Origin of the sequence: Idiomarina sp. 29L (assembly GCF_004123135.1) — a bacterium.
GTDB lineage: Bacteria > Pseudomonadota > Gammaproteobacteria > Enterobacterales > Alteromonadaceae > Idiomarina.
In genome coordinates this window covers 307,809-331,562 of sequence record NZ_SDJS01000004.1, presented here as the reverse complement: position 1 = coordinate 331,562, position 23,754 = coordinate 307,809, and the positions used below count along the sequence as shown (strand labels likewise).

Below are 23,754 nucleotides of genomic sequence, written 5' to 3'. Positions count from 1 at the left end.
ATGTATTTGCCTCAAGACAGTATTCGAAAAAAGCGTGATGCTCTTCAATTGACTGAGTGGGAGATTCACCAGTTCGTTAACGGCATTTGCGACGATAGCGTCAGTGAAGGGCAAATCGCAGCTCTGGCAATGGCTATTTATTTTAATGGCATGAATGCTGATGAAACAATAAGCCTGACTCAGGCTATGCGAGACTCCGGAGATGTTCTGAGTTGGCCGAAGTCAGAGTTTGATGGTCCTATTTTGGATAAGCACTCGACTGGCGGGATTGGTGATGTTGTCAGCTTAATGTTGGGACCTATTATTGCTGCTTGCGGCGGTTATGTGCCGATGATTTCGGGACGTGGTTTAGGGCATACCGGCGGCACGTTAGACAAACTCGATTCGATACCGGGCTATCAATCGACACCGGATAATGACACGTTTAAAAACGTCGTGAAGAAAGCCGGCGTCGCCATTATCGGACAAACCGGTAACTTGGCGCCAGCCGACAGGCGATTTTATGCTACCCGGGATATAACGGCCACCGTTGAGTCGATTCCGCTAATTACTGCTTCCATTTTGTCAAAGAAGCTATCTGAAGGTCTTGACGGGTTGGTCATGGACGTAAAGTCGGGCAACGGTGCTTTCATGCCAAGTCATGCGAAATCGCTGGAGCTGGCCAGAAAAATTGTCAGCGTCGGCGGACAACTCGGTGTATCGACATCCGCGTTGGTGACCGATATGAATGAACCGTTAGCATCGACGGCAGGCAATGCGCTGGAAGTGAAACTGGCGGTTGATTATCTAACGGGGCGGCACCGAGATGCGCGGCTTCATGAGGTCACTCAGGCGTTGGCTGTTGAGTCACTTTTGTCCGGGGGGATAGCAAAAAGCCTGGACGATGCAAAACAGCGGGTCATTAAAGCATTGGATACAGGCTCTGCAGCTGAGCGATTCGCTGAAATGGTGCGGTTACTCAACGGTCCTGCGGATTTTATTGAGAGACCTGAACATTACTTATCTGAGGCAAAAATTATAGAGCCTGTTTATGCCCCCGATAAACATTTGGACATGTACCTAAGTGAGTATGATACGAGGTCGATAGGCATGGCGGTAGTGCAGCTAGGAGGTGGCCGTCGTAAAGCGGATGATACATTAGATTTAAGTGTTGGTATTAAGCATATGACTCCGCTGGGAACTCAACTAAGTAAAGGGCGGCCGCTAGCCTGGATTTGCGGTAATGACAGATGCAAAGTCGACATAGCTAGAGAGATGTTTTTATCCGCTATGACATTTACTGAGACTGCACTGCCGCCGAACCCAGTAATTTACGAACGGCTGACAAGGTAACCTTTATGGCCAGAGCAATCGTGATTGTTTTAGATTCTTTAGGTATCGGAGCGGCTCCGGACGCTGGTAAATTTGGTGACTTAGGTGCCGATACGTTTGGTCATATCGCCGAAAAACGTAAGCAATCAGGCGCCGCATTCAGTATACCGAACTTGCTTAAGTTAGGGCTTGGTGAGGCTCACCGAGGCGCTGTTGGCCATTACGCAGATGGTATTCATGAATGTGAAACCGAAGGCGCATTTGCGTGGGCGGCAGAGGTGTCATCCGGTAAAGACACGCCGTCAGGTCATTGGGAGTTGATGGGGGTGCCGGTCCACTTTGACTGGGGATACTTTACGGATAAAGAGAACAGCTTTCCAAAAGACTTACTGCAAAAGATTCAAGCGCAATCGGGTATACCGGGTATTTTGGGCAATTGTCATGCTTCTGGCACTGAAATTATTCAGCGGCTGGGTCAAAAGCATATTGAGACTGGCGCTCCCATATTTTACACCTCCGCAGACTCAGTTTTTCAAATAGCCGCACACGAAGAGTATTTTGGTCTTGAGCGCCTCTATAAACTGTGTGAGCAAGTGCGAGGGTTGCTGGACGACTATAATATTGGCCGTGTTATAGCGCGTCCGTTTGTCGGGGAAACGCCCGATGATTATGTCAGAACGGCTAATCGTAAAGATTACTCGGTATTGCCTCCTAAGCCGACGGTATTGAATAAATTAGAAAGTGCTGGGGGACAGGTCGTTGGCATTGGTAAAATTTCAGATATCTTTGCGCATAGCGGCATCAGTCAGTCGTTTAAAGGAAAAGACTTATCTGAACTAATGGACGAAACGTTAAAAGCAATGGGTACCGCGGGTGACAACACCCTTATTTTCACCAATTTAGTCGATTTTGACACGCTATATGGGCATCGACGCAATGCGAAGGGCTACGCCGAAGAGCTGGAACGTTTTGACCTTTGGTTGCCAAAAGTCATCAGTGCAATGAAAGAAGATGATTTGCTTGTGCTAACGGCTGATCATGGCTGTGACCCAACTTGGCCGGGTAGCGATCATACCCGAGAATATGTTCCATTGTTGCTATCGGGGAACAAGATCGAGCCAAAGAATCATGGTGAACGACAGAGCTTTGCCGATTTAGGTCAAACGCTCTGCCGTTGGTTTCAACTCACGCCAATGGATGAAGGCCAGGCTATCGACATTTAGTCAATGCGATAGCGCTTTACATTGTCTTCGAGCTGGTGAGCTGTGTCCGTAAGCTCGCGCATATGCTCACCCGCTTGCTGAGTACCGCTGGCAGTTTGCTTAGCGATATCGACAATCTTTGTCATGTTTTCATTAATGGATTCAGACACAGAGGTTTGTTCTTCCGCTGCCGTCGCAATTTGAGCATTCTGACTATTGATAGTATTCACCGCTTCCAACACTTGAGCCAGTGCCGTTTCGACTTCTGCAGCTTCAGCAACACTGGTTTCGCTGCCTTCTTTAATAGCAGACATCACCTCTGATACCTGTTTGCTGCCACTTTGTAACTGCTCAATCATGCTTTCAATTTCGTGAGTACTGTCTTGCGTGCGCTTAGCCAGCGTACGAACTTCGTCAGCAACAACTGCGAAGCCGCGTCCCGCTTCGCCCGCGCGGGCAGACTCGATAGCAGCGTTTAAAGCCAATAAGTTTGTTTGTTCGGCAATGGCACGAATAACATCCAGTACTGAGCCAATTTCAGCAGAGTGCGCATTCAATTTTTCCACTTCAGACGAGCCATCTTCTACTTTCTCAGCAAGGCCATGAATGACATTAACGGCCTTAGTTAACAGATGGTTAGCGGAGTGCACAAGCTCTTCTGCTTGCTCTGCAGCGCTTGATGCTTCACTTGCGCTGCGGGCAACTTCCTGTGACGCTGTCGCCAGTTCATTAATAGCGGTCGCAATCTGTTCGCTTTCTTCCTGCTGCTCGTTAACCCCATTACGCGCTTCGGTAAGTACACCGTCTAAACGCTGAGTCGAGTGAGTAACCGACGTTGCCGACGTCCGTATATTGGCGACCATATCAGAGACTTGGTCGGCAAAGTTATTAAATGCCTGGCCAAGCTCTGACATTTCGTCATTGCTGTCGGTATCTAAACGTTGGGTCAGGTCGCCGTCGCCCTTAGCTATTTGATCCATTGCATTTAATGCCCGCTTCAGCGGCCCTGTAATTCCTTTCACGACAAAAAGGGCAAGGGCAGCGATGATAAGCAGCACAATAATGGATGCGATGATGGTACTCGCAGTGGACTCTGCTAAGGCATCGTCAACATTACCTTCAATAACTTGTGTTTGCTCTTGTAGACCAGCTGTCCAAAAGCCGGTACCAACAACCCAGCCCCACTCTGACAGCATATCCGCGTAACCTAATTTGGGATTGACCTGACCACTGGTGTTCTCCCAGTCGTATTCGACGAAACCACCGCCACTCTCTGCCGCTTCGATCAGCTCTTGGATGAGAAGAACGCCGTTTGGATCTTTAAAGTTGTATAAGTTCTTGCCTTCCAGTGACTGATTCACACCGTGCGCGATGCTGTTTCCTTTATCGTCATAAACAAAGACGTAACCGACGTCACCGGAATCATCGAAGCGAAGCTGGCGCAAAATTTGTTTCGCACGCTCTTGGCGCTCTGGTAAAGAGCCTAATGAGTCGTCTTCAAGCAAATGTTCAATTGAACTCATAGCCAATTGCAGATAGTTACGGACTTCCTCTCGGGCATCTTTTTGCATTTGTGACTTAAAGTCTGACACCGCGTTCTGCGCAACTTGTGTCGACTGAGACAAGTTGTACCAGGTCAGGAAAACGGCTATAAGCAGTGGTGGAATGAGTGCCAGAGAGAACACTTTCGCTTTAATGGTCAATCTCATAGTTTCGTAGCCTTGGTTATGACGTTAACTTGTCTAGTTTAGTACAAGCTAAACAACTTATCTGTTAGACATTTGTGGAATCTTATTAAGTTGGTGTTAGTCATCCTTAATTTGTGTATCGGCAGCAGATAAGCGAAAATAAGGGCAATTAATTAATAACCGAAATTGAGTGCTGTTAATGTCTGACGCAAAGTTACACGAAGAAGTTGAAAAAAGACGTACATTCGCGATTATCTCTCACCCCGATGCGGGTAAAACGACCATTACTGAAAAAGTACTTCTGCACGGTCATCAAATTCAAAAAGCGGGCACAGTAAAGGGAAAGAAGTCCGGACAGCACGCAAAATCAGACTGGATGGAAATGGAGCAGGAGCGGGGTATTTCCGTCACGACTTCGGTTATGCAGTTTCCGTATAACGAGGCGCTGGTCAACCTTCTGGATACGCCAGGGCATGCCGACTTCTCGGAGGACACTTACCGAACGCTAACGGCGGTGGATTCTTGTTTAATGGTTATCGACGGTGCGAAAGGTGTCGAGGACCGAACCATTAAGCTGATGGAAGTCACTCGCTTAAGAGATACGCCTATTTTGACGTTTATGAACAAGCTTGACCGCGATATTCGCGATCCTTTAGAGCTGTTGGATGAAGTGGAAGATGTTCTGAAAATCATGTGTGCGCCTATCACCTGGCCAATCGGCTCAGGTAAAAACTTCAAAGGCGTTTACCATTTACTGCGTGACGAGGTCATTCTCTACAAAACCGGCCAAGGACACCGAATTCAGGAGGAAGACATTATAAAAGGTCTCGACAACCCTGAGCTCGATGAACGTCTAGGCGTGTGGGCTGAAGAATTGCGGGAACAAATTGAGCTGGTTGAGGGAGCATCAAATCCTTTTGACTTAGAAATGTTTTTAGCAGGCGAATTAACACCGGTGTTTTTCGGTACCGCACTTGGAAACTTCGGTGTTGATCATATGCTCGATGGGCTTGTGGACTGGGCACCTAAACCTCAATCGCGCGAGACAGATGAGGGCAGCTTTGTCGAGGCTGATAATAAAAACTTTTCAGGGTTTATTTTTAAGATCCAGGCGAATATGGACCCGAAACACCGCGACCGAGTGGCGTTTTTGCGAATTGTGTCGGGTAAATATGAAAAAGGCATGAAAATGCGGCAAGTGCGAACCGGTAAAGATGTCCGAATTAGCGATGCACTGACCTTTCTTGCAGGCGACCGTTCGCATGTTGAAGAGGCTTTCCCTGGCGATATTATTGGTCTGCATAACCACGGTACTATCCAAATAGGCGACACCTTCACAGCCGGTGAGGAGTTTAAATTTAGTGGTATTCCAAACTTTGCACCGGAGCTATTCCGTCGCATTCGCTTGAAAGATCCTCTTAAGCAAAAGCAACTGCTAAAAGGCTTGGTTCAGCTATCAGAGGAAGGTGCTGTGCAGGTATTTCGGCCGCTTATCAGTAATGACCTTATTGTTGGAGCGGTAGGTGTGCTGCAGTTTGATGTTGTGGTTCATCGTTTGAAAACCGAATACAAAGTGGAAGCCATTTACGAAAACATTAATGTCGCTACAGCACGTTGGGTTATGTCGAAAGACGAGAAAAAGCTGGATGAATTCCGTCGAAAAGCAGAATCGAATTTGGCGCTAGATGGCGGTGATAACTTAACCTACATAGCGCCGACTATGGTGAACTTAAGTTTGGCTGAAGAGCGCTACCCTGATATCACCTTTACCCATACACGCGAGCACTGATAGCTAATATGCGGCTCTTTGATACGCACTGTCACCTCGATTTTGATGCCTTTGATAAGGATAGAGAGGCGGTGCTGGAAAGAGCCAATGAAGCTGGCGTAAAGCGATTTATGGTGCCTGGGGTGACACGAAACCAGTGGGAGAAACTGTCATCTTTAGCAAGTAAGAACACTAGTTGGTCTTATGCACTGGGTTTGCATCCCTGGTTTATTGAAGAGCACGACATCAGCGATATCGAAGTGCTGGAGAGGACGCTGGAGCAGAAAAAGGGGCAGGTAAAAGCGGTAGGAGAAATTGGTCTTGATAAAACCTGCCCGGACTATGACAAGCAACATACGCTTTTCATTCGTCAGCTTGAGCTGGCAAAGCAGTTGAAACTACCGGTTATTATTCACCACCGTAAAACGCTCGACCGTACTCATGCCGATATTAAGAAGTACGGGCCTGAGCGAGGTGTTATTCATGCGTTTAGCGGCAGCCATCAACAGGCGATGAAGTTTGTTGAGCAAGGCTATAAGCTCGGTGTGGGGGGAGTGATCACTTACGACCGTGCACAAAAAACTAGGCAGGCTATCCAAGAAGTACCGATAGAAAGCCTGGTACTCGAAACCGATTCACCCGATATGCCGCTGTCCGGGTATCAAGGACAGAGAAATGAGCCTTATCGAGTGGCCCTTGTATTAGAAGCTTTAGCTGAATTAAAAAGCACTGATAAGGAAGCGCTGGCGTCACAGTTATGGCAGAACAGTGTCGAGCTGTTTAGCTAAAGCTAATATCGAAAGTAGTGCCTATTTCTGCCAGTAACGGTCTCGTATTCGGTTAAAACCCAGCATAATAAACACGCCCGCTAGCATGGCGAGCAACAGCAGTACTTTGCCTTGCTGCATTAGGCCGTCGTGCGCTTGTCTGCTTTGGGCTAACAAAGTGCTTTTATCAAATACTACCTGGATATAGCCACTGATATGTTGCTCTTCGTTGATTTCTTCGATCAGTATCCAGGGATCCGCCTTTAAACTGGTTGCCGGCCAGTCGATGATAGATGTCGCCGCCCCTGATGTGACCATGTCTTCACCAAAGCGATCGCGAATAACCGCAGACAACACATGTGGCTGGCTGGTTACATAGTCAACCAATTGCTGCAATTTGTCGGTTTCTCGTTGTTCAACCCAATGATGTGCTTCGTGCTCAACTTGCTGCATTAGCAGTTCGGTAATTGATTGGGTTTGGTTAAAAAGTTGCTGCTGTGACTGAACACTGGCAATATTCCAGACGTTAATAATAATAAATAGCAAACCTGCCGCAGCACCCAGTCGCAAAGCGCGTTTGGTCGCAATGTGCATAAAAGCGCGAGTTGTATCCTTCAACAACCAGCTTTTAAGTGGTTGCCAGAGATTATTTTGTTGAGTACGCATAGCACAGATTCAGGAGTTTTTGATTCATGAAGTATCCGTCTGGTTTAATCGTTTTCGATATGGATTCTACCCTAATTGGTATTGAGTGTATCGATGAAATTGCTCGACTCAATGATTGTTATACTAAAGTTGCAGGCATAACAAAAGCGGCGATGGAAGGAAAACTGGATTTCAGTGAGTCGTTACGCCAGAGGGTGGCTTGTCTTAAGGGCGTTAGTGAGTCGTCACTTCAGGCGCTATTTAACCCTATTCCTTTGCATCCAGGAGCAAAAGAATTGTTCTCCACCTTAAAAGAAAAAGGATGGCAGCGTGCGATTGTTTCAGGAGGCTTCACTTGGTTTGCCGACAGGCTGGCTGCTGAACTTCAGGCGGATGCCGTTATTGCGAATCAACTAGAAGTGAGTGACGGGCTTCTCACAGGACGGGTTTTGGGTGATATAGTCGATGCCCGCATCAAAGCCAGCTCCCTGCAGGACTTAGCAAACAAGTGGAATATTCCGATGTCTAAAACGGTCGCTGTCGGTGACGGAGCCAACGATGCTATGATGCTTGAACGGGCTGCCGTGGGTATTGCTTATCAGGCTAAACCGTCATTAAAACGTATCGCGGATTATTGTATTGATGAACCTGACTTGCGCCAGGTTCTTTTCTGTTTAGAGAGTTCAAAGCTTATCTAACCATGAAACCAGCCGCTCTTCTTGTTCGTTAATGGAAGCCGAATCCGGCAGTGTGAAGCTGAGTAAGCTGGACGTGACATCGATAGTTTCGGCAACGCCGAAAATTTTCCATAGTTCTTCTTCTAAGTCTTCCGCTTTGTAGGCCGCGTAGTAGCTCATATACGCGAGTTCTGCCTGAATAAATTGGATATCCGGCTTGCCGGCTCTTGATAAATTGATAGCAATAGCGCGAAAGACCGAGTTCGGCAAACATTGATCAATAAAGCCATGGATATCGTCGGTAGCGTGAGTTTCACACCATTGAGTTTGAACAATGTACTCTCCATTTTGACGATAAAGCCTAATAAGGAGCAGAAGTGACTCCGGAAACGCATCACGCTTCATGGACTTGAGTTTGGGCTCAAACACCTCAGTTACTGAATTTCCTCGTAACAGTGGTTGTAAGTTAATAATAGTGTCGCGGCTACCGGGTAAACGCTTCAGAATACTTAACCAACCGGAGGTCCATGAAGAAACGCCAACCCGGCGAGTTGAGAGTGCTTTTTGTTTTGAGCGATTAAAAAACACCGGTACCGCTGCTGGCGCATAACAATATAAATTTCTTAAACATAACGGCAGACCGTTAACGGATGTGTTTTCGACTTGTAGCTTTAAGACATCTCGTTGCTCACGTATCAGAAAGCGAATAAAGTCAGACCCCCGGTGAGGCTCCGCGGTTGTATCCGCTTTTAGCCGTAATGTCGTTCCTGCGCGGTCGGTTGATGCGACAAGGTAAGGCAGCTCGCTGAGTTTGGCTTTTTTATACGTTTTTAAAAAGCCGGTCATAGAGATATAGACGGTATCGCCTGCAGAGATACTGGCTGGGGTATCCATTTGTACCTGTAAGCCACTTATTGAGAGATCGATAATCATCGCATCTCTGACAAACTTACCGGCTTTCACGCGGCAACGGCTGCGGTAGTTAAAGCGCCGTTCTTTGCGCAGGTTAACGAACTCTAAACGCGCTTCTTTGGTTCTTAACGGTACCGCAGGCGGATGTGCAAAGGCCTTTAAAGAAGGAAGTTGTGACTTATTAACTTCTCCAACAGTTAAATCATTAACGTAAGCGGTAACATCGGAAACCGCCGCCAGGTATTTCAGCGGCTTAACTGCCTGCTTTACCTCAACTGAAGGAGGATTGATACGAAAAGGGACTTTTATATGCTCCGGAACCGCTTGTGGTTGCCAGGCCAGCTCACTATTGCAAGAACGAACGTCAACCTGAAACACTCGCCAGGAAGCTTTTTGACGACCAAAGGCAATATAGGTATCCCAAAGCCCGGCTCGCTTTAACTCATCGACGGTGGCTGAATAGTGATAGATTTTGCCTCGCGCTGTTATGGAAAAGCTCAAAATAATCAGCTGTGCTGTACCGGCTGACTCTAACTGTTCGAAAATCTGCTGACTGCGCCGGACATTAAATATTGAACCGAAACTAATTTGATTGAGCTCATTTAACCAAGTATCTAAAACAAAACGATTATTGTCTGTCGTTAACACATAGTCCGCAATGAGCCGTTTGTTTGCTTCTGAAAAGTAAACCGGTAATTGCCGCGTTCTCGGTAAGAAAAACTGCTCGTACCCTTTATTAATGACACTGTCATAGGTGTTATCAATATTAACGCGATAACGTTTTTTGTAGCCATTAATGAAACGCTGGAAGAAACGGTCAAGTTCGTCGGAGCGAAACTCTGACGCTCGATTTAAATTAATGTACTGCTTTCCATCAACTTGCTGTACGCCAACGACGACATAGGGAATGCGCATTTCAGGGTCGACGGTAAACTCTTTGGCTAAGCCGACAAAGGACAGCTCGAGTTGTTCTTGTGCCTTAATGTCTCGTGGTTCGTCCAGCCTTATGCGCATACCGGTAATGGATATGTCGGCGGTAATCCCTTTAAACTGCTGCTCGTCAGCGTCGGTTAACAGAACATCTATGGTAAAATTCATGCGCTCTTCTGAGCGATACGGATAACGACCAAAATGGAAAGTTTCCGCTAAATAGGAATAGGGCTCGTTAGACTCATCTCTGAATGGCGACTGGCCGCTTACCGGCTCAGCATTTTGAGACGCAAGGCTTTGTGCATAAGCTCGCTCTTCCTCCTGGGCACGACGTAGCTGATTATCGGCGTCAAGAATTTGTTCAAATGTGTCTTGAGTAAATACGCCTTTGTAGGTCTCCAGACCTTTTTCAAAGATCTCGATAGCAACGCTGTCCAGTTGATGCCGACGGCCTTGATGCTCATAAGGAAAACATTCGTCATCGACTTGATTCCGTAAATCAACTGTTCGACGACAAGGAGCAGCAAGTCGGTTAAGCTCCATTTTTAATTTGAAACGAGTGGGACCGTCCAGATCTTTGGTTAAGGTCTGGAAAATAGCGTCGAAATCAGAATCGTAAATAACGGGTTTCAACTGTTCAATTAATTGGTCAAAATAAGAGTTTGGCATCAAGATCCATTTTTATTCGTTATTCTTGAATATTACCTCATATTAAAACGAGAAGCAGATTAATGGCAAAAGCAAAAACGGCATACGTGTGCAACGACTGTGGAGCAGACTTCCCTCGTTGGTTAGGGCAGTGCACAGAGTGTAAAGCATGGAATACCTTAACCGAAGTTCGTCTGGCATCAAAACCTGCTTCTCCGGCAGTCGCGCGTCAGGGGTTTGCGGGAATGACTGAAAGCAAAGTGCAAACGCTTAATGAGGTTGATCTGCAGGAAGTGCCGCGCTTTAGCTCTGGCTTTAAAGAGTTCGACCGAGTGTTGGGCGGCGGCGTTGTACCGGGCTCGGCTATTTTAATTGGTGGCTCGCCCGGAGCCGGGAAAAGTACTCTATTGTTACAAACGCTCTGCCAACTCGCTGAGAAAATGCCTGCATTGTACGTGACCGGGGAAGAGTCGTTACAGCAGGTTGCCATGCGAGCACAGCGCCTGAATTTGCCGACTGATAAATTACGAATGTTGTCAGAAACCTCTGTAGAAACCATTTGCCAGCTGGCTGACAAAGAAAAACCAGCCATTATGGTTATCGACTCAATACAGGTAATGCACTTGGCGGACATTCAGTCGGCGCCAGGCAGCGTATCTCAAGTGCGGGAAGCGGCCGCTTACTTAACGCGTTACGCAAAGCAAAAGAATGTTGCCATTATTATGGTCGGTCATGTGACCAAAGAGGGGTCTTTGGCAGGACCTAAGGTACTGGAGCACTGTATTGACTGTTCCGTTATTTTAGATGGCTCTTCCGATTCACGTTATCGAACGCTCCGAGGCACTAAAAACCGCTTCGGCGCGGTAAACGAGTTAGGCGTATTTGCTATGACGGGAGGAGGCCTGAAAGAGGTATCAAACCCCTCTGCAATATTCTTACAGCGTGCTGAAGAACAAGGTAACGGCTCTGTGGTTATGGTGGTTTGGGAAGGTACTCGACCATTACTCGTTGAAATACAGGCACTCGTCGACTATTCCGCATTAGCAAATCCAAGGCGTGTAGCGGTGGGCTTAGAAGCAACGCGGTTGGCGTTATTGCTCGCTGTTTTGCATCGTCATGGCGGTTTGCAAGTGTCCGACCAGGATGTGTTCGTTAATGTGGTTGGTGGGGTAAAAGTGGCAGAAACCTCAGCCGATTTGGCGTTACTTCTGGCGATTGTATCGAGCTTTAAAGGCGATCCGTTGCCCAGGGAGTTGGTGGCTTTCGGTGAGGTCGGCTTAGCTGGCGAAATCCGTCCTGTGCCAAACGGGCTGGAGCGATTAAATGAAGCGGCCAAGCATGGCTTCAAAAAAGCCGTGGTGCCTATTGCCAATAAACCTAAAATGGCGCCGGAAGGTATGGAAGTTATTGGTGTGAAAAATCTACAGCAGGCGTTGGATGTTATTTAAATTTACTACCATAAGCGCTCTGCTGATTGCGTTGACAACCCTACCGGCTCAGGCTGAGAATAAAAAGCGCTGGGTTTCCCTCAACCAGTGTGTCGATATTGCGCTGGCGCGTTGGAGCGAACGCGGTGAGCTGGTCGGTATTACTAAATTGCATAAAGATAGTGAACTGTCCGGTATCGAAAGGCACAACGGTACTCTGGAAAGCATTTTGTCTTTAAGACCAACGAAGGTTTTTGCGACGGAGTTTAACCAGCGGAGGTTGATTGAGGCGTTGAAGGACTATGTGGATGTTGTCATTTTGCCGCAACCCCGGAGCTGGGAGGATTATGAACAGTGGTTGTCTATTATGTCAGCCCAAACGGGGTATTCTGAAAAAGTAGACCAACATAAAACGAAGCTGCAAATTGCGCTTGAGTCGCAAGCGGATAGCCGATCGGCAATTGTTATTATGCCGAATCAGTATAGCTGGGGAGAAGGTAGCTGGACGGACAGCATATTTAGCCAAATGGGCTGGCAAAATCTCGCCTCTACAGCCGGCTATGACTTAGTATCGATCGACTTAGAGCAGCTGATAAGCTGGCAGCCGGACACCGTCATTATGGAAGGTTTCACCGATGACGCCAAGTCAGCTGACTTCGCTCTGGCCAATATTTGGCGGCATCATCCCGTAGTACGCAGATGGATGGAGGAACAAGACAAAGTCCATTTCATTCCTCATGAAACGTCGTCATGCCCAGTCGTGAATGCAGTTGAGTACGTCGAAGCGCTTGGCCACAGGAGAGGCAACCGTGAGTAGGTTAATGAAATGGATGTTAGTGCTCACTACCGGCATTATAGCACTCTCGTTGTGGCACGCATCGCAAGGTAGTAGCGGAGTCACGCTTTTGGACTGGTGGCAAAGTGGCACTTTGTCGGTTTATCAAAAGACCATTTTAGTGGACATTCGATTGCCAAGGTTGGTACTTGCACTTGTTAACGGCGCAGCGCTTGGACTGGCAGGGGCAGCCATGCAGTTGTTACTCAGAAACCCACTGGCAGAGCCAGGACTGACAGGTGTATCGTCTGGCGCAGCTTTAACAACGGTGGCTGTACTGTACTTTGGTTTGCTGCCCACGTTTTCCTGGTTGTTACCGTTTATTGCATTGGCTGGTGGCTTGGCCGCTATTATTGTCGTAGTGATGATGGCGGGAGGCTACGCCGACGTTAACCGGGTCATTTTAGCGGGGGTTGCGATTTCCTCATTGGCGGGTGCTGCAATGGCGCTGCTGTTGTATTTAGCCCCTAACCCATTTGCTTTTCAAGAATGGAGTCAGTGGACATTAGGAAGCCTGGCAAACAGAGGCTGGTCACACGTCATGTTGATGCTACCACTTGCCTTTGTCGGTGCAGTCTTGGTGTTGACTCAAACGCGTTTCTTAACCGCACTCACTTTTTCCGAAGAAACCGTTGTCAGTATGGGATATAGCTACCCGATAAGACGCAATCTGGTGTTGATTGCTGTGGCATTACTGACAGGAAGTAGCGTCGTTAGTGTTGGTATTATTGGTTTTGTGGGCCTGCTTGCACCTCATGTGGTAAGGCTCTTGGGACTTGGCCACCCCAAACACGTTTTGTCTATGAGCGCGTTAACCGGAGCTTTGCTGGTGTTATCGATTGATATTTTTGTGCGCCTAATGAGTGTGGGGCGAGAGTTACCACTGGGGGTCGTTGCTGCGGTTATTGGGGCGCCCTTACTGATTTTTCTGTTGGTAAGGCAGAAAGCTCGGCATGCGGTAGGGTAAATACAGTGCTAACCATAGATAATGTGAGCTTGAAAGGCATTAATCGACCAAGGCTGAGCAACGTCGGGTTGTCTCTTGATAGCGGCAAATTAATCGGTCTGATAGGCCCCAATGGCGCTGGTAAAAGCTCTCTGCTAAAGGCAATAGCTGGGGTTGAAGCAGCTTCGGGAAAGCTTTTATGGAATAGACAGTCGCTATCGGGCATGAATGATAATGAAAGGGCAAATACGTTGTCGTATATGGCTCAAGACGATACCCCACAGTGGGATCTGACCATAGAAGAGATTATCGACATTGGCCTTTTAAAGAAGCGACTTCCTCGCTCAGAGCGACAGCGGCGTATTGAAAAAACGAGTGAAACACTTAATCTTTCTGAATTTACTGGTCACTCGATTCAACGACTATCGCGAGGTGAGTTACAGCGGGTTTTGCTGGCTAGGGCACTTGTTTCTGAGCCCGAGCTGTTACTTTGTGATGAGCCAGCTAATGCTCTGGATATCTACCATCAACTTAATGTGTTGCAGCTACTTAAAAAACAAAGCGAGAAGGGGCGGTTAGTAATGATGGCCATTCACGATATCCCACAGGCGGCTGAATATTGTGATGAATTAGTCTTGCTGGATAAAGGCCGGCTAGTTTGTCATGGACAACCCTTTGAGGTGTTAACCAAAGAGAATTTGGCGGCCACTTTTGGGATCCATGCGAACTGGATTTGCAATAAAAGGGGCGTAGCCTGGCAGCCTCGCCCCTTATAACGGTTATTAGCCAATAGGCTTATATTTAATACGGTGCGGCTCCATTGCCTGTTCACCGAATTTGTCCTTCATATAAGCTTCGTAATCGCTGTAGTTACCTTCGTAGAAGACCACTTCGCCTTCGTCACGGTAATCCAGAATATGCGTGGCAATGCGGTCAAGGAACCAACGGTCGTGCGAGATAACCATCACAGAGCCCGGGAATTCCAGAATGGCTTCCTCAAGTGCGCGCAAGGTTTCAACGTCCAAGTCGTTGGTTGGCTCATCGAGCAACAGAACGTTACCGCCGGCTTTTAACAGCTTAGCCAAGTGCACCCGGTTACGTTCACCACCAGATAGCTCGCCAATGCGTTTTTGTTGGTCGGTACCGCGGAAGTTAAAGCGACCGACATAAGCGCGACCATTAACTTCAAAGTTACCAATCTTCAGGATGTCGTTACCGTCAGTAATTTCTTCAAAGACGGTTTTCTTGTCATCCATGTTGTCGCGGAACTGATCAACACTGGCCAGTTGCACGGTTTCACCCAATTCGATAGAGCCACTGTCAGGCTTTTCTTCGCCGCTGATCATACGGAACAAGGTTGATTTACCCGCGCCGTTAGGACCGATAATACCGACAATAGCGCCTTTAGGAACACTGAAGCTTAGGTTGTCGATAAGCTGGCGCTTCTCGTAAGCCTTACTAATACCGTTAACTTCAATGACCTTATCACCCAGGCGAGGGCCTGGCGGAATAAACAACTCGTTGGTCTCGTTACGTTTCTGATAGTCGCCACTTTGCAGCTCTTCAAAGCGGTTAAGACGCGCTTTGCTTTTCGCCTGGCGACCTTTCGGGTTAGTACGTACCCACTCAAGTTCTTGTTTAATCGTCCGCTGGCGAGCTTTCTCGGCACGTTCTTCCTGCTCCAGGCGTTTCTCTTTCTGTTCCAGCCAGGACGAGTAGTTACCTTCCCATGGAATACCATAGCCACGGTCAAGTTCAAGGATCCAACCTGCAACGTTATCGAGGAAGTAGCGGTCGTGGGTAATGGCAACGACGGTCCCCGTGTAATCGTGCAAGAAACGCTCTAGCCAAGCAACCGACTCTGCATCAAGGTGGTTGGTAGGCTCGTCTAACAGCAGCATGTCCGGCTTAGATAACAGTAAACGACAAATAGCCACACGACGTCGCTCACCACCCGACAGGTTGCCGATTTTGGCGTCCCATTCAGGAAGGCGTAAAGCATCTGCTGCGCGTTCCAGAATATTTTCAATGTTGTGACCGTCTTTGGCTTGCAACAGTGCTTCCAGTTCGCCTTGTTCTTTCGACAGCGCGTCGAAATCAGCATTCTCATCAGCGTAGGCCGCGTAAATTTCATCGAGGCGGCCCAGCGCTTCTTTTACGTCTGTAACAGCCTCTTCAACCGTTTCTTTGACCGTTTTGCTTTCATCGAGCTCAGGCTCCTGTGGCAGGTAACCAATTTGAGTCCCTGATAATGCGCGAGCTTCACCTTCATACTCTGTATCAACACCCGCCATAATGCGGAGCAGGGTCGACTTACCGGCACCGTTAACACCCAGAACACCAATTTTGGCCCCTGGAAAAAACGACAGAGAAATATCTTTTAAGATGGTTTTCTTAGGTGGCACTACTTTGCTCACCTGAGACATTGAATAGATATATTGCGCCATAGCGACGTAAAATCCTTCCTATCAACAAAAAAGTTACTGCATAGTTTACTGTTATTTACGAACATCCCCAAACTTTGTTGTGCTGAACTAGGCACTCATTTGTGTTTTAAGGTAAAATACCCGACAAATTAAGACCATTTAATGATTTGGAGAGCTGTAATGCTGAAATCTGAGATGAACATTGCCGACTTTGATGCGGACTTATGGCAAGCGATGCAAGGCGAAGTTGAGCGTCAGGAGCAACACATTGAGCTGATTGCGTCAGAAAACTACACCAGTCCGCGAGTCATGCAGGCGCAAGGTTCTCAGTTAACCAACAAGTACGCAGAAGGCTATCCACATAAGCGTTATTATGGTGGCTGTGAGTTTGTCGATAAGGTTGAAGACTTAGCCATTGAGCGTGCCAAAGAGTTATTCGGTGCAAAATACGCAAACGTGCAACCGCACTCTGGTTCACAAGCAAACACTGCGGCTTTTATGGCATTAATGGAAGCGGGCGATACTTTCTTAGGCATGAGCCTGGCTCACGGTGGTCACTTAACTCACGGCTCTGGTGTTAACTTCTCCGGTAAATTGTACAACGCAGTGTCTTACGGTCTGGATGAAAGCACTGGCGAAATAGACTACGCCGAAGTTGAAAAGCTGGCGCAAGAACATAAGCCGAAAGTGATTGTTGCCGGCTTCTCAGCATACTCTGGTATTGTTGACTGGAAAAAATTCCGTGAAATTGCCGATAAAGTAGACGCTTATTTAATGGTCGATATGGCGCATGTAGCGGGCTTAATTGCTGCCGGTGAATATCCAAACCCAGTGCCTTATGCGCATGTTGTTACAACGACTACGCATAAAACCCTGGCGGGCCCACGTGGTGGTTTGATTATTTCCGGTAGTGATGACGAAAAGCTACACAAGAAACTGAACAGCGCCGTATTCCCGGGTAACCAAGGTGGTCCACTCTGCCATGTTATTGCTGGTAAAGCGGTCGCATTCCAGGAAGCTTTACAGCCTGAATTCAAAGCGTACCAACAACAAGTGTTAAAAAATGCGAACGTAATGGTCAAAGCAATGCAATCTCGCGGCTATAAGATTGTCTCTAACGGTACTCAGAACCACCTGTTCCTGGTTGACCTAATTGACAAAGACATTACCGGTAAAGATGCAGATGCTGCTTTAGGTGATGCATTTATTACGGTTAATAAGAATGCGGTTCCGAATGACCCACGTTCACCTTTTGTGACTTCTGGCTTGCGTTTAGGTACACCGGCAATTACTCGCCGTGGCTTTAAAGAAGCGGAAGCTGAACAAGTTGCTAACTGGATTTGTGACGTTCTGGATGATATCTCGAACGAAAACAAAATCAGCGAAGTTCGCGAACAAGTAAAAGCGTTATGCGCTAATTTTCCAGTATACGGATAATTACGCACTATCGTTACTCGAGTCGTAAAGCGCACTTAAAGGAGTCAGGCAATGCATTGTCCATTTTGTGGCACACAAGACACCAAGGTTATTGATTCGCGATTAGTTGCGGATGGCGCCTCGGTACGTCGCCGGCGAGAGTGTAATCATTGCAAGGAGCGTTTTACGACGTTTGAAACGGCTGAACTTATCATGCCGCGGGTTATTAAAACCGATGGCTCGAGAGAACCATTCAATGAAGATAAGCTCCGTAACGGGTTGTTAAGAGCACTCGAAAAGCGCCCAGTTAGTCTGGAGCTTATGGAACAGGCTATTAATAAAATTAAATCGAGTATCCGTGCGACGGGTGAGCGTGAAATAACCAGTAATTTTATTGGCGGATTGGTTATGGAAAACCTGAAACAAATCGATAAAGTGGCCTATGTAAGGTTTGCTTCCGTTTATCGCTCGTTCGAAGATATTCGAGAGTTTGGCGAAGAAATCGCTCGTCTGAATGATTAAACCGTCGCAGCTAAAAATTGATCACGAAATGATGCATCGTGCCATTGAGTTGGCTCGGCGCGGTATTATGACAACGCGTCCTAACCCTGCTGTCGGTTGTGTGATAACCAAAGACAATAAAATCATTGGTGAAGGCTGGCATCAGCGAGCCGGCGAACCGCACGCGGAAGTTCATGCGTTAAAGCAGGCCGGTGCTGACGCAAAAGGTGCAACGGCTTATGTGACTTTAGAGCCGTGCAGCCACATGGGACGCACGCCGCCCTGTGCGGACGCTTTAATTGAAGCGGGCATTGCGCGTGTTGTGGTTGCTATGCATGATCCGAACCCTCGGGTAAGTGGCAATGGCATTAAGCGTTTGCACGAAGCGGATATTGACGTGTTGGTTGGCGTGTTGGAAAAATCTGCGGAACAGCTGAACCCAGGGTTCTTGTCCAGAATGCGAGAAAACCGTCCTTTCATTACTGTCAAAATGGCCTCATCGCTGGATGGAAAAACAGCGTTATCGGATGGCCGCAGCCAATGGATAACAGGTTCCCATGCGCGTGCCGATGTTCAGTATTGGCGAGCTCAGTCCGACGCGATCCTTACTGGTGCTGATACCATTTTAAAAGATGACCCCATGCTGACGGTTCGGCAGAGCCAGTGGCCAGCGACAAGGTCTTTACCTGAACCGTTAAAACAGCCGATACGTATTGTTATCGACAGCCAAAACCGAGTGACTGATGATGCTAAAATCTTTGAATCATCCGCACCGGTATGGTTAGTTAGATGCGAGCCGGGAAAACCGATCCGCCATGCCCATTGCCACGAGGTTATAATTGATAAAGCAGCCAGCGGAAAAGTTGAGCTGAGCGCTTTGATGACTGAGCTGGCTAAACGGGAAGTGAATCAAGTTTGGACTGAATGTGGTGCCTCTTTAGCAGCAGCACTTATAGAGGCGGGTTATTGTGACCGGCTAATAATGTACAGCTCAGGTCAGCTACTGGGCAACGCGGCGCGTTCACTCTTTGATATTGACGAACCGAATACTTTAGACAAAGCGATACGCTTTAAAATAACTGACAGGCGTCAGGTTGGTGATGACCAACGAGTTATCGCAGTACCCCAATTTATGACAGGAAAAGGTTAAGCGTTATGTCATTGCATAGCACAGAAGAGATTATAGAAGACATCCGTCAGGGAAAAATGGTCATCCTGATGGATGATGAAGATCGCGAAAATGAGGGTGACCTTATTATTGCTGCGGAATGCGCGACGCCAGAAGCGATTAACTTTATGGCGCGTTATGGCCGAGGACTTATCTGCTTAACCTTAACTGAAGAGCGTTGCCAGCAACTGAATTTACCGCTGATGGTGGACAAAAATAACGCGCCTTATGCAACAAACTTTACCGTTTCTATTGAAGCGGCAGAGGGCGTTACAACAGGAATTTCGGCAGCCGACCGCGCGAAAACAGTGCTGGATGCGGTGAAAAAAGATGCTAAGCCTGAAGATTTAGTCATGCCGGGACACATTTTTCCATTGAAAGCAAAATCGGGCGGTGTACTTAACCGCGCAGGTCATACCGAAGCGGGCTGCGACTTAGCGCGCTTAGCAGGGTTCGAACCTGCTTCTGTTATTGTAGAAGTGCTGAATGAAGACGGTACTATGGCACGCCGCCCAGATCTTGAGGTCTTCGCAAAACAGCATGATATTAAAGTTGGGACTATTGCCGATTTAATCGAATACCGCTCAACGCAGGAGAGAACTATTGAGCGAGTGGCCGAATGCTCCTTGCCAACCGCGTTTGGCGAATTTCACTTAGTGACGTATCAGGACACTATTGATAAACAGGTTCATCAGGCGCTTGTGCACGGTGACCTATCAGAAGATAAAGTGACCAACGTACGCGTGCACTTACAGGACACTTTCCATGACACTTTCCTGACGGATCGAGCTGCAAAACGCAGTTGGCCAATTCAGAAAGCAATGTCTTACATTGCCGAGAATGACGGTGTATTAGTGATTATTGGCCGCCAGCAAACGCCAGAAGATATTATTGCGCAGGTAAAAGAGTTTGAAGCACAAGACCATGGTGAGCATAAACCAACGGCGTCGGCTTCAAATGCGTCACGTAATGTGGGCTTAGGCTCGCAAATATTGGCGGATTTAAACATTCATAAAATGCGCTTGATGAGTTCGCCGAAGCGTTACTCTGCGTTATCCGGCTTTGGTTTAGAAGTGGTCGACTTTATTGAGGATAGAGACTGATAAAGTCGCTCATTAGTTTTTCGTGAGCCGGCACTTTTAAGCCGGCTTTTTTCGCTCTTTTGATAATATAACCCGTCAGGTAGTCAATTTCTGTACGGCGATTATGACGTATATCTTGTCTCATTGAAGACTCGTTGTTTCGGGTTTCGCCAGCGACTCTTAGTATTTCCTCGTAAACACTCTTGGCATCTAAATTGACCTGTTCGACGCGAGCAACGCAGACCGCTTCGTCGACCAACGATTGAATAACTTCCTGCCACTCAGCTTTAAGCAGTTCGCCATTGTTACACTGATGAATGGCGGTTAATGGGTTTATTACGCAATTAATTAAAAGCTTTGACCAACGGCGGGTTTGAATATCGCTTTCAAAAAGAATGGGCTTAAAACTCTTTGCTAAAATCGCCTCGAAGTCTGCTTTATTTTCTTTCTGCTGCAACCAACTTCGACCTTTCCCTCGGTGCTCAATGACAATATGTGTTGGCTCTTGAGCAAGCTTCACCGCACCATGGGTGGTCACTAGGTGATAAATATTCAATGAGGTTAGTGAGTTAGGCAACTCAAGCATACCATTGTGACTCAGAATTATTGGCGTGTCTTTGTCAAAGCCGGGAATTGCAGTGATACTTTCCAAAGTATTTACGACATCAAAGGCTTTTACTGCAACAATAAACACCGCGTCTTTGGCCAACTGACATTTCTGTGTCGGTAGAAAAGGTAATGTATAAGTGCTGTTTATTGTGCCTTCTTTTAAAGTTAATTGACCGTGCTTAGATTCTTTTTTGCGAGTTAAAGCCGAGCATTGCTGCTTAGCTTCAAGCAAATGGGAGGCGATGAGCCCGCTAATGGCACCAGGACCTAACACGTACCAATGATAGTCAGCTTGCATCTCTTGCTTCCTCAAGCTTTTTCAGCGGCTTACGAATAAACCAAAGGAAACAAAGGCTGGGAATGACCATTACCGCCGTTAAAACGAAAAATAGCGGCCAGTTACCGTTCATCGTATCGACCAACACACCGCTGTACGACGCCAATACCGTTTTACCCAAAGTTCCCAGCGACGCCATTAGCGCATACTGAGTTGCCGTAAAGGTTCGGTTGCACAGCAAGCTAATGAACGCAACAAAAGCCACAGTGGACCAGGCACTGGTAAAGCCATCAATAAGAACGGCACTTAAGAACAAATTGGTGTTGGGACCGACTAATGCAATCCAGGAGAACATAAGATTTGAAGCGGACATGGCTAAACCACCAATAATCAGTCCTTTCACAATGCCCAGTCTTAGGTTAACAACGCTGCCTAACACTGCAAAGACAATAGTAACCCACCAGGTTACAAGCTTGGAATAGGTGCCAATTTCCGTGTTGGTAAAGCCAATTTCTTTATAGAACACAATAGACATGCGGCCTAAAAAGGCTTCACCAATTTTGAACAAGAAAATAAATGCCAAAAGTGACAACGCGAGTTTTATGCCGTTTCGTGTGAAAAACTCAGCAATGGGTGAAACAACGGTGTGCTTTATGCGCTCTTTGAAAAAGCTAAACCAATTCGATATAGGCTCAGCTGTCTCTGAAACGGCGGTATAAGTCGTGCGGCGAACAAGCAGTACAATAGCGGCCAGAAACAGCATGACACAACCGAGACCGAAATAGGCGTGTTGCCAACTCCAGTTGACGCCGTCGACGATAAAAAAGGGCAGTGCGCCTAAGCCGCTATAGCCTGTCCACCAACCTGCGGTTGCCATGGCAGCTCCCGCACTTTGTAAGCGGCCTTCGCTCTCAGAGAATGATTCGATACGGTAAGCATCAATAGCAATGTCTTGCGTGGCTGAACTTATAGCGATGGCTAATGCGGTTAAACCCGCGATGTGCAGACTGTCAGTGATATTCAAGCTAGCAAGTGCAAAGCAACCAGTGGCAATCAATAGCTGGCACAAAAATATCCAACTTCGACGTTGCCCTAACCACCTTGTTAGTAAGGGAAGTCTCACATTATCGATAAGTGGTGACCACAAAAAGTTAATGGAGTAAGCCCCAAAAACAGCGCCGAAATAGCCGATAACAGAGCGAGTTAGCCCTTCCTCCTGAAGCCAGGCGGAAAGCGCAGAGCCAATCATCACCCAGGGAAATCCGCTGGCGATGCCGAGCACGAAAATAACCCAGACGCGCGACTGCTTATAAACATCCATGTCTTGCCAGAAGGGGATATGCTTTTCCATTAATTTTGAGGAACTATTTCAATTCGCTTTAAAACCGGTGGATTCTTTGCAACATCCCGCCAACCGGTTGTATCGTCAAAAGGTTTTGACTCAAGCTGAGCCATTTTTTCCAGCACATCTAAGCCATCCACAATACGTCCAAAAACGGTATACCCCCAGTCGCCCTTGTCGGGGTTTAAAGACGTATTGTCGTTGAGATTAAAGAAAAACTGACGAGTTGCTGTGTGTGGATCTCGTTCTCGGGCCATTGCAATAGTACCGTATTCATTGAGCAGCCCATTGCCAGACTCATTGACAACCTGTTCAAAAGTGGGTTTTCCCTGAAAGTCTTTATCATAGCCGCCGCCTTGAATGACAAAATCAGGCACTAAACGATGAAAAATCGTGTCGTTGTACTGTGCCTTTTTGACATAACGAAAAAAGTTCTTAATGGTTAATGGAGCAGCTTCGCGATTCAATTCAACAGTGATATCTCCCATAGAAGTGATCATTCTCACTCTGGGAAATGGGTTGTCAGGTTGTATTTCGGCACAGGCGGGTGCAACAAAAGAAGCGGCCAGAAAACTGGCGAGTAAAATCCAAAACTTCATTAGTAAACCTCTCTCTCACTCAATCGGAGTTTAGGGTCGTTGGCAATATCGTTCAATACGTTATTTAAGAGATCACGGAACTGACGCTCAATAGTTGCCTGAGCAGGTTTCAGCGCGCCACTCGATTGTGCTTTGCCGGTATAAAAGTTGCTATAACGGCGGTTATCTCTAACTGCTTCCACTCGTATGCGGACATGATGTTCTAACTCGTATTTCAAAGCACTGACCTTTGCATCAATTAACGCTTTTTCTATCGACACATACCATTTTAAACCTTGTCCTTTTGGTGCATTTGCGGTTAAAGGCTTGAGCGACTCTTTAACGATGTCGGTCAACGGTTGCTGAGTTGGCGCAAATGTCGCTTTATCATCGTCTTTTTTGTGCCGGTATAAATAGGAGTAGGTTCGCGTATCAATAACGTCCAGCTGGTTTACTTTTATTGAAAAAGTATCGTTTACGGGTGTTGTGCTAATAATAAGTGGATCCGGCTGGCTGGAACAGGCAGCTAAAATCGGAGCCAAAATAAGTACCAGAATTAAACGAAGCATAAGCATTATCCTTTTTCCTCAGATACATTC

21 protein-coding genes are annotated in these 23,754 nt (G+C 47.2%); 13 read left to right on the top strand and 8 right to left on the bottom strand.

Translation table 11 applies throughout. The features are described 5' to 3' along the window. Both deoA and EST55_RS10665 read left to right on the top strand, forming a co-directional pair. A complete protein-coding gene (gene deoA, locus EST55_RS10670) occupies positions 1–1,332 on the top strand; it encodes a thymidine phosphorylase (protein ID WP_129497437.1) in 1,332 nt (443 codons plus the stop codon). 5 nt (positions 1,333–1,337) lie between these two features. Next, positions 1,338–2,534: a phosphopentomutase gene (locus EST55_RS10665; protein WP_129497436.1), complete on the top strand. Its 1,197-nt coding sequence runs from the start codon at positions 1,338–1,340 to the stop codon at positions 2,532–2,534. On the opposite strand, the gene EST55_RS10660 is transcribed toward EST55_RS10665, so the two are convergent. Next, positions 2,531–4,222: a methyl-accepting chemotaxis protein gene (locus EST55_RS10660; protein ID WP_129497435.1), complete on the bottom strand. Its 1,692-nt coding sequence runs from the start codon at positions 4,220–4,222 to the stop codon at positions 2,531–2,533. The two genes, EST55_RS10665 and EST55_RS10660, sit on opposite strands and share 4 nt — an antisense overlap. Before the next feature lie 178 nt (positions 4,223–4,400). Here EST55_RS10660 and prfC point away from each other — a divergent pair, with 178 nt between their 5' ends. Further along, the gene (prfC, locus tag EST55_RS10655) at positions 4,401–5,990 is read left to right on the top strand and encodes a peptide chain release factor 3 (RefSeq protein WP_088767720.1); all 1,590 of its coding nucleotides are present in this window, start codon (positions 4,401–4,403) and stop codon (positions 5,988–5,990) included. An 8-nt stretch (positions 5,991–5,998) separates the two neighbouring features. Then, on the top strand, positions 5,999–6,757 hold the full coding sequence (locus EST55_RS10650) for a TatD family hydrolase (RefSeq protein WP_129497434.1): 759 nt from the start codon (positions 5,999–6,001) through the stop codon (positions 6,755–6,757). A gap of 21 nt (positions 6,758–6,778) precedes the next feature. Here EST55_RS10650 and EST55_RS10645 read toward each other — a convergent pair whose 3' ends face one another. Beyond that, positions 6,779–7,402 (bottom strand): AhpA/YtjB family protein, encoded by a 624-nt coding sequence (locus tag EST55_RS10645; RefSeq protein ID WP_232709784.1) that lies wholly within the window; start codon positions 7,400–7,402, stop codon positions 6,779–6,781. 26 nt (positions 7,403–7,428) lie between these two features. Between EST55_RS10645 and serB the strand changes: the two genes are divergently transcribed. Further along, positions 7,429–8,079, top strand: coding sequence for a phosphoserine phosphatase SerB (gene serB, locus EST55_RS10640; protein WP_129497433.1), 651 nt, complete (start codon positions 7,429–7,431; stop codon positions 8,077–8,079). Here serB and EST55_RS10635 read toward each other — a convergent pair. After that, entirely contained in the window at positions 8,065–10,569 is a 2,505-nt protein-coding gene (locus tag EST55_RS10635) for a PilZ domain-containing protein (protein ID WP_129497432.1), read from the bottom strand. The genes serB and EST55_RS10635 overlap by 15 nt on opposite strands. Before the next feature lie 62 nt (positions 10,570–10,631). Here EST55_RS10635 and radA point away from each other — a divergent pair, with 62 nt between their 5' ends. Genes radA through EST55_RS10615 form a run of 4 tightly spaced genes read left to right on the top strand, consistent with a single transcriptional unit; the run spans position 10,632 to position 14,532 of the window. Continuing rightward, positions 10,632–11,996: a DNA repair protein RadA gene (radA, locus tag EST55_RS10630; protein ID WP_129497431.1), complete on the top strand. Its 1,365-nt coding sequence runs from the start codon at positions 10,632–10,634 to the stop codon at positions 11,994–11,996. Beyond that, the gene (locus EST55_RS10625) at positions 11,986–12,792 is read left to right on the top strand and encodes an ABC transporter substrate-binding protein (protein ID WP_129497430.1); all 807 of its coding nucleotides are present in this window, start codon (positions 11,986–11,988) and stop codon (positions 12,790–12,792) included. Before radA ends, EST55_RS10625 begins: the two co-directional genes overlap by 11 nt. Continuing rightward, a complete protein-coding gene (locus EST55_RS10620; RefSeq protein ID WP_164976539.1) occupies positions 12,785–13,777 on the top strand; it encodes an iron ABC transporter permease in 993 nt (330 codons plus the stop codon). Before EST55_RS10625 ends, EST55_RS10620 begins: the two co-directional genes overlap by 8 nt. Before the next feature lie 5 nt (positions 13,778–13,782). Further along, positions 13,783–14,532 (top strand): ABC transporter ATP-binding protein, encoded by a 750-nt coding sequence (locus EST55_RS10615; RefSeq protein ID WP_129497428.1) that lies wholly within the window; start codon positions 13,783–13,785, stop codon positions 14,530–14,532. Positions 14,533–14,538: 6 nt separating this feature from the next. Here EST55_RS10615 and ettA read toward each other — a convergent pair whose 3' ends face one another. After that, a complete protein-coding gene (gene ettA, locus EST55_RS10610; RefSeq protein ID WP_129497427.1) occupies positions 14,539–16,203 on the bottom strand; it encodes an energy-dependent translational throttle protein EttA in 1,665 nt (554 codons plus the stop codon). A 159-nt stretch (positions 16,204–16,362) separates the two neighbouring features. Here ettA and glyA point away from each other — a divergent pair, with 159 nt between their 5' ends. Genes glyA through ribBA form a run of 4 tightly spaced genes read left to right on the top strand, consistent with a single transcriptional unit; the run spans position 16,363 to position 20,370 of the window. Beyond that, a complete protein-coding gene (glyA, locus tag EST55_RS10605; protein ID WP_129497426.1) occupies positions 16,363–17,619 on the top strand; it encodes a serine hydroxymethyltransferase in 1,257 nt (418 codons plus the stop codon). Positions 17,620–17,670: 51 nt separating this feature from the next. Then, positions 17,671–18,120 (top strand): transcriptional regulator NrdR, encoded by a 450-nt coding sequence (gene nrdR, locus EST55_RS10600; protein WP_053952613.1) that lies wholly within the window; start codon positions 17,671–17,673, stop codon positions 18,118–18,120. After that, entirely contained in the window at positions 18,113–19,249 is a 1,137-nt protein-coding gene (gene ribD / locus EST55_RS10595) for a bifunctional diaminohydroxyphosphoribosylaminopyrimidine deaminase/5-amino-6-(5-phosphoribosylamino)uracil reductase RibD (protein ID WP_129497425.1), read from the top strand. The genes nrdR and ribD overlap by 8 nt, the downstream gene beginning before the upstream one ends. A 5-nt stretch (positions 19,250–19,254) precedes the next feature. Further along, positions 19,255–20,370: a bifunctional 3,4-dihydroxy-2-butanone-4-phosphate synthase/GTP cyclohydrolase II gene (gene ribBA / locus EST55_RS10590; protein WP_129497424.1), complete on the top strand. Its 1,116-nt coding sequence runs from the start codon at positions 19,255–19,257 to the stop codon at positions 20,368–20,370. On the opposite strand, the gene EST55_RS10585 is transcribed toward ribBA, so the two are convergent. The 4 genes from EST55_RS10585 to EST55_RS10570 are packed head-to-tail and all read right to left on the bottom strand — an operon-like array spanning position 20,351 to position 23,724. Further along, a complete protein-coding gene (locus EST55_RS10585) occupies positions 20,351–21,256 on the bottom strand; it encodes a 2-dehydropantoate 2-reductase (RefSeq protein ID WP_129497423.1) in 906 nt (301 codons plus the stop codon). The two genes, ribBA and EST55_RS10585, sit on opposite strands and share 20 nt — an antisense overlap. After that, entirely contained in the window at positions 21,246–22,586 is a 1,341-nt protein-coding gene (locus EST55_RS10580) for an MFS transporter (protein ID WP_129497422.1), read from the bottom strand. Before EST55_RS10580 ends, EST55_RS10585 begins: the two co-directional genes overlap by 11 nt. Next, positions 22,586–23,176 carry a peptidylprolyl isomerase gene (locus EST55_RS10575; protein WP_129497421.1) on the bottom strand — a complete coding sequence of 197 codons (591 nt, stop codon included), beginning with the start codon at positions 23,174–23,176 and terminating at the stop codon, positions 22,586–22,588. The genes EST55_RS10580 and EST55_RS10575 overlap by 1 nt, the downstream gene beginning before the upstream one ends. Next, positions 23,176–23,724: a YajG family lipoprotein gene (locus EST55_RS10570; protein WP_129497420.1), complete on the bottom strand. Its 549-nt coding sequence runs from the start codon at positions 23,722–23,724 to the stop codon at positions 23,176–23,178. The genes EST55_RS10575 and EST55_RS10570 overlap by 1 nt, the downstream gene beginning before the upstream one ends. Between the last annotated feature and the right edge of the window lie 30 nt (positions 23,725–23,754).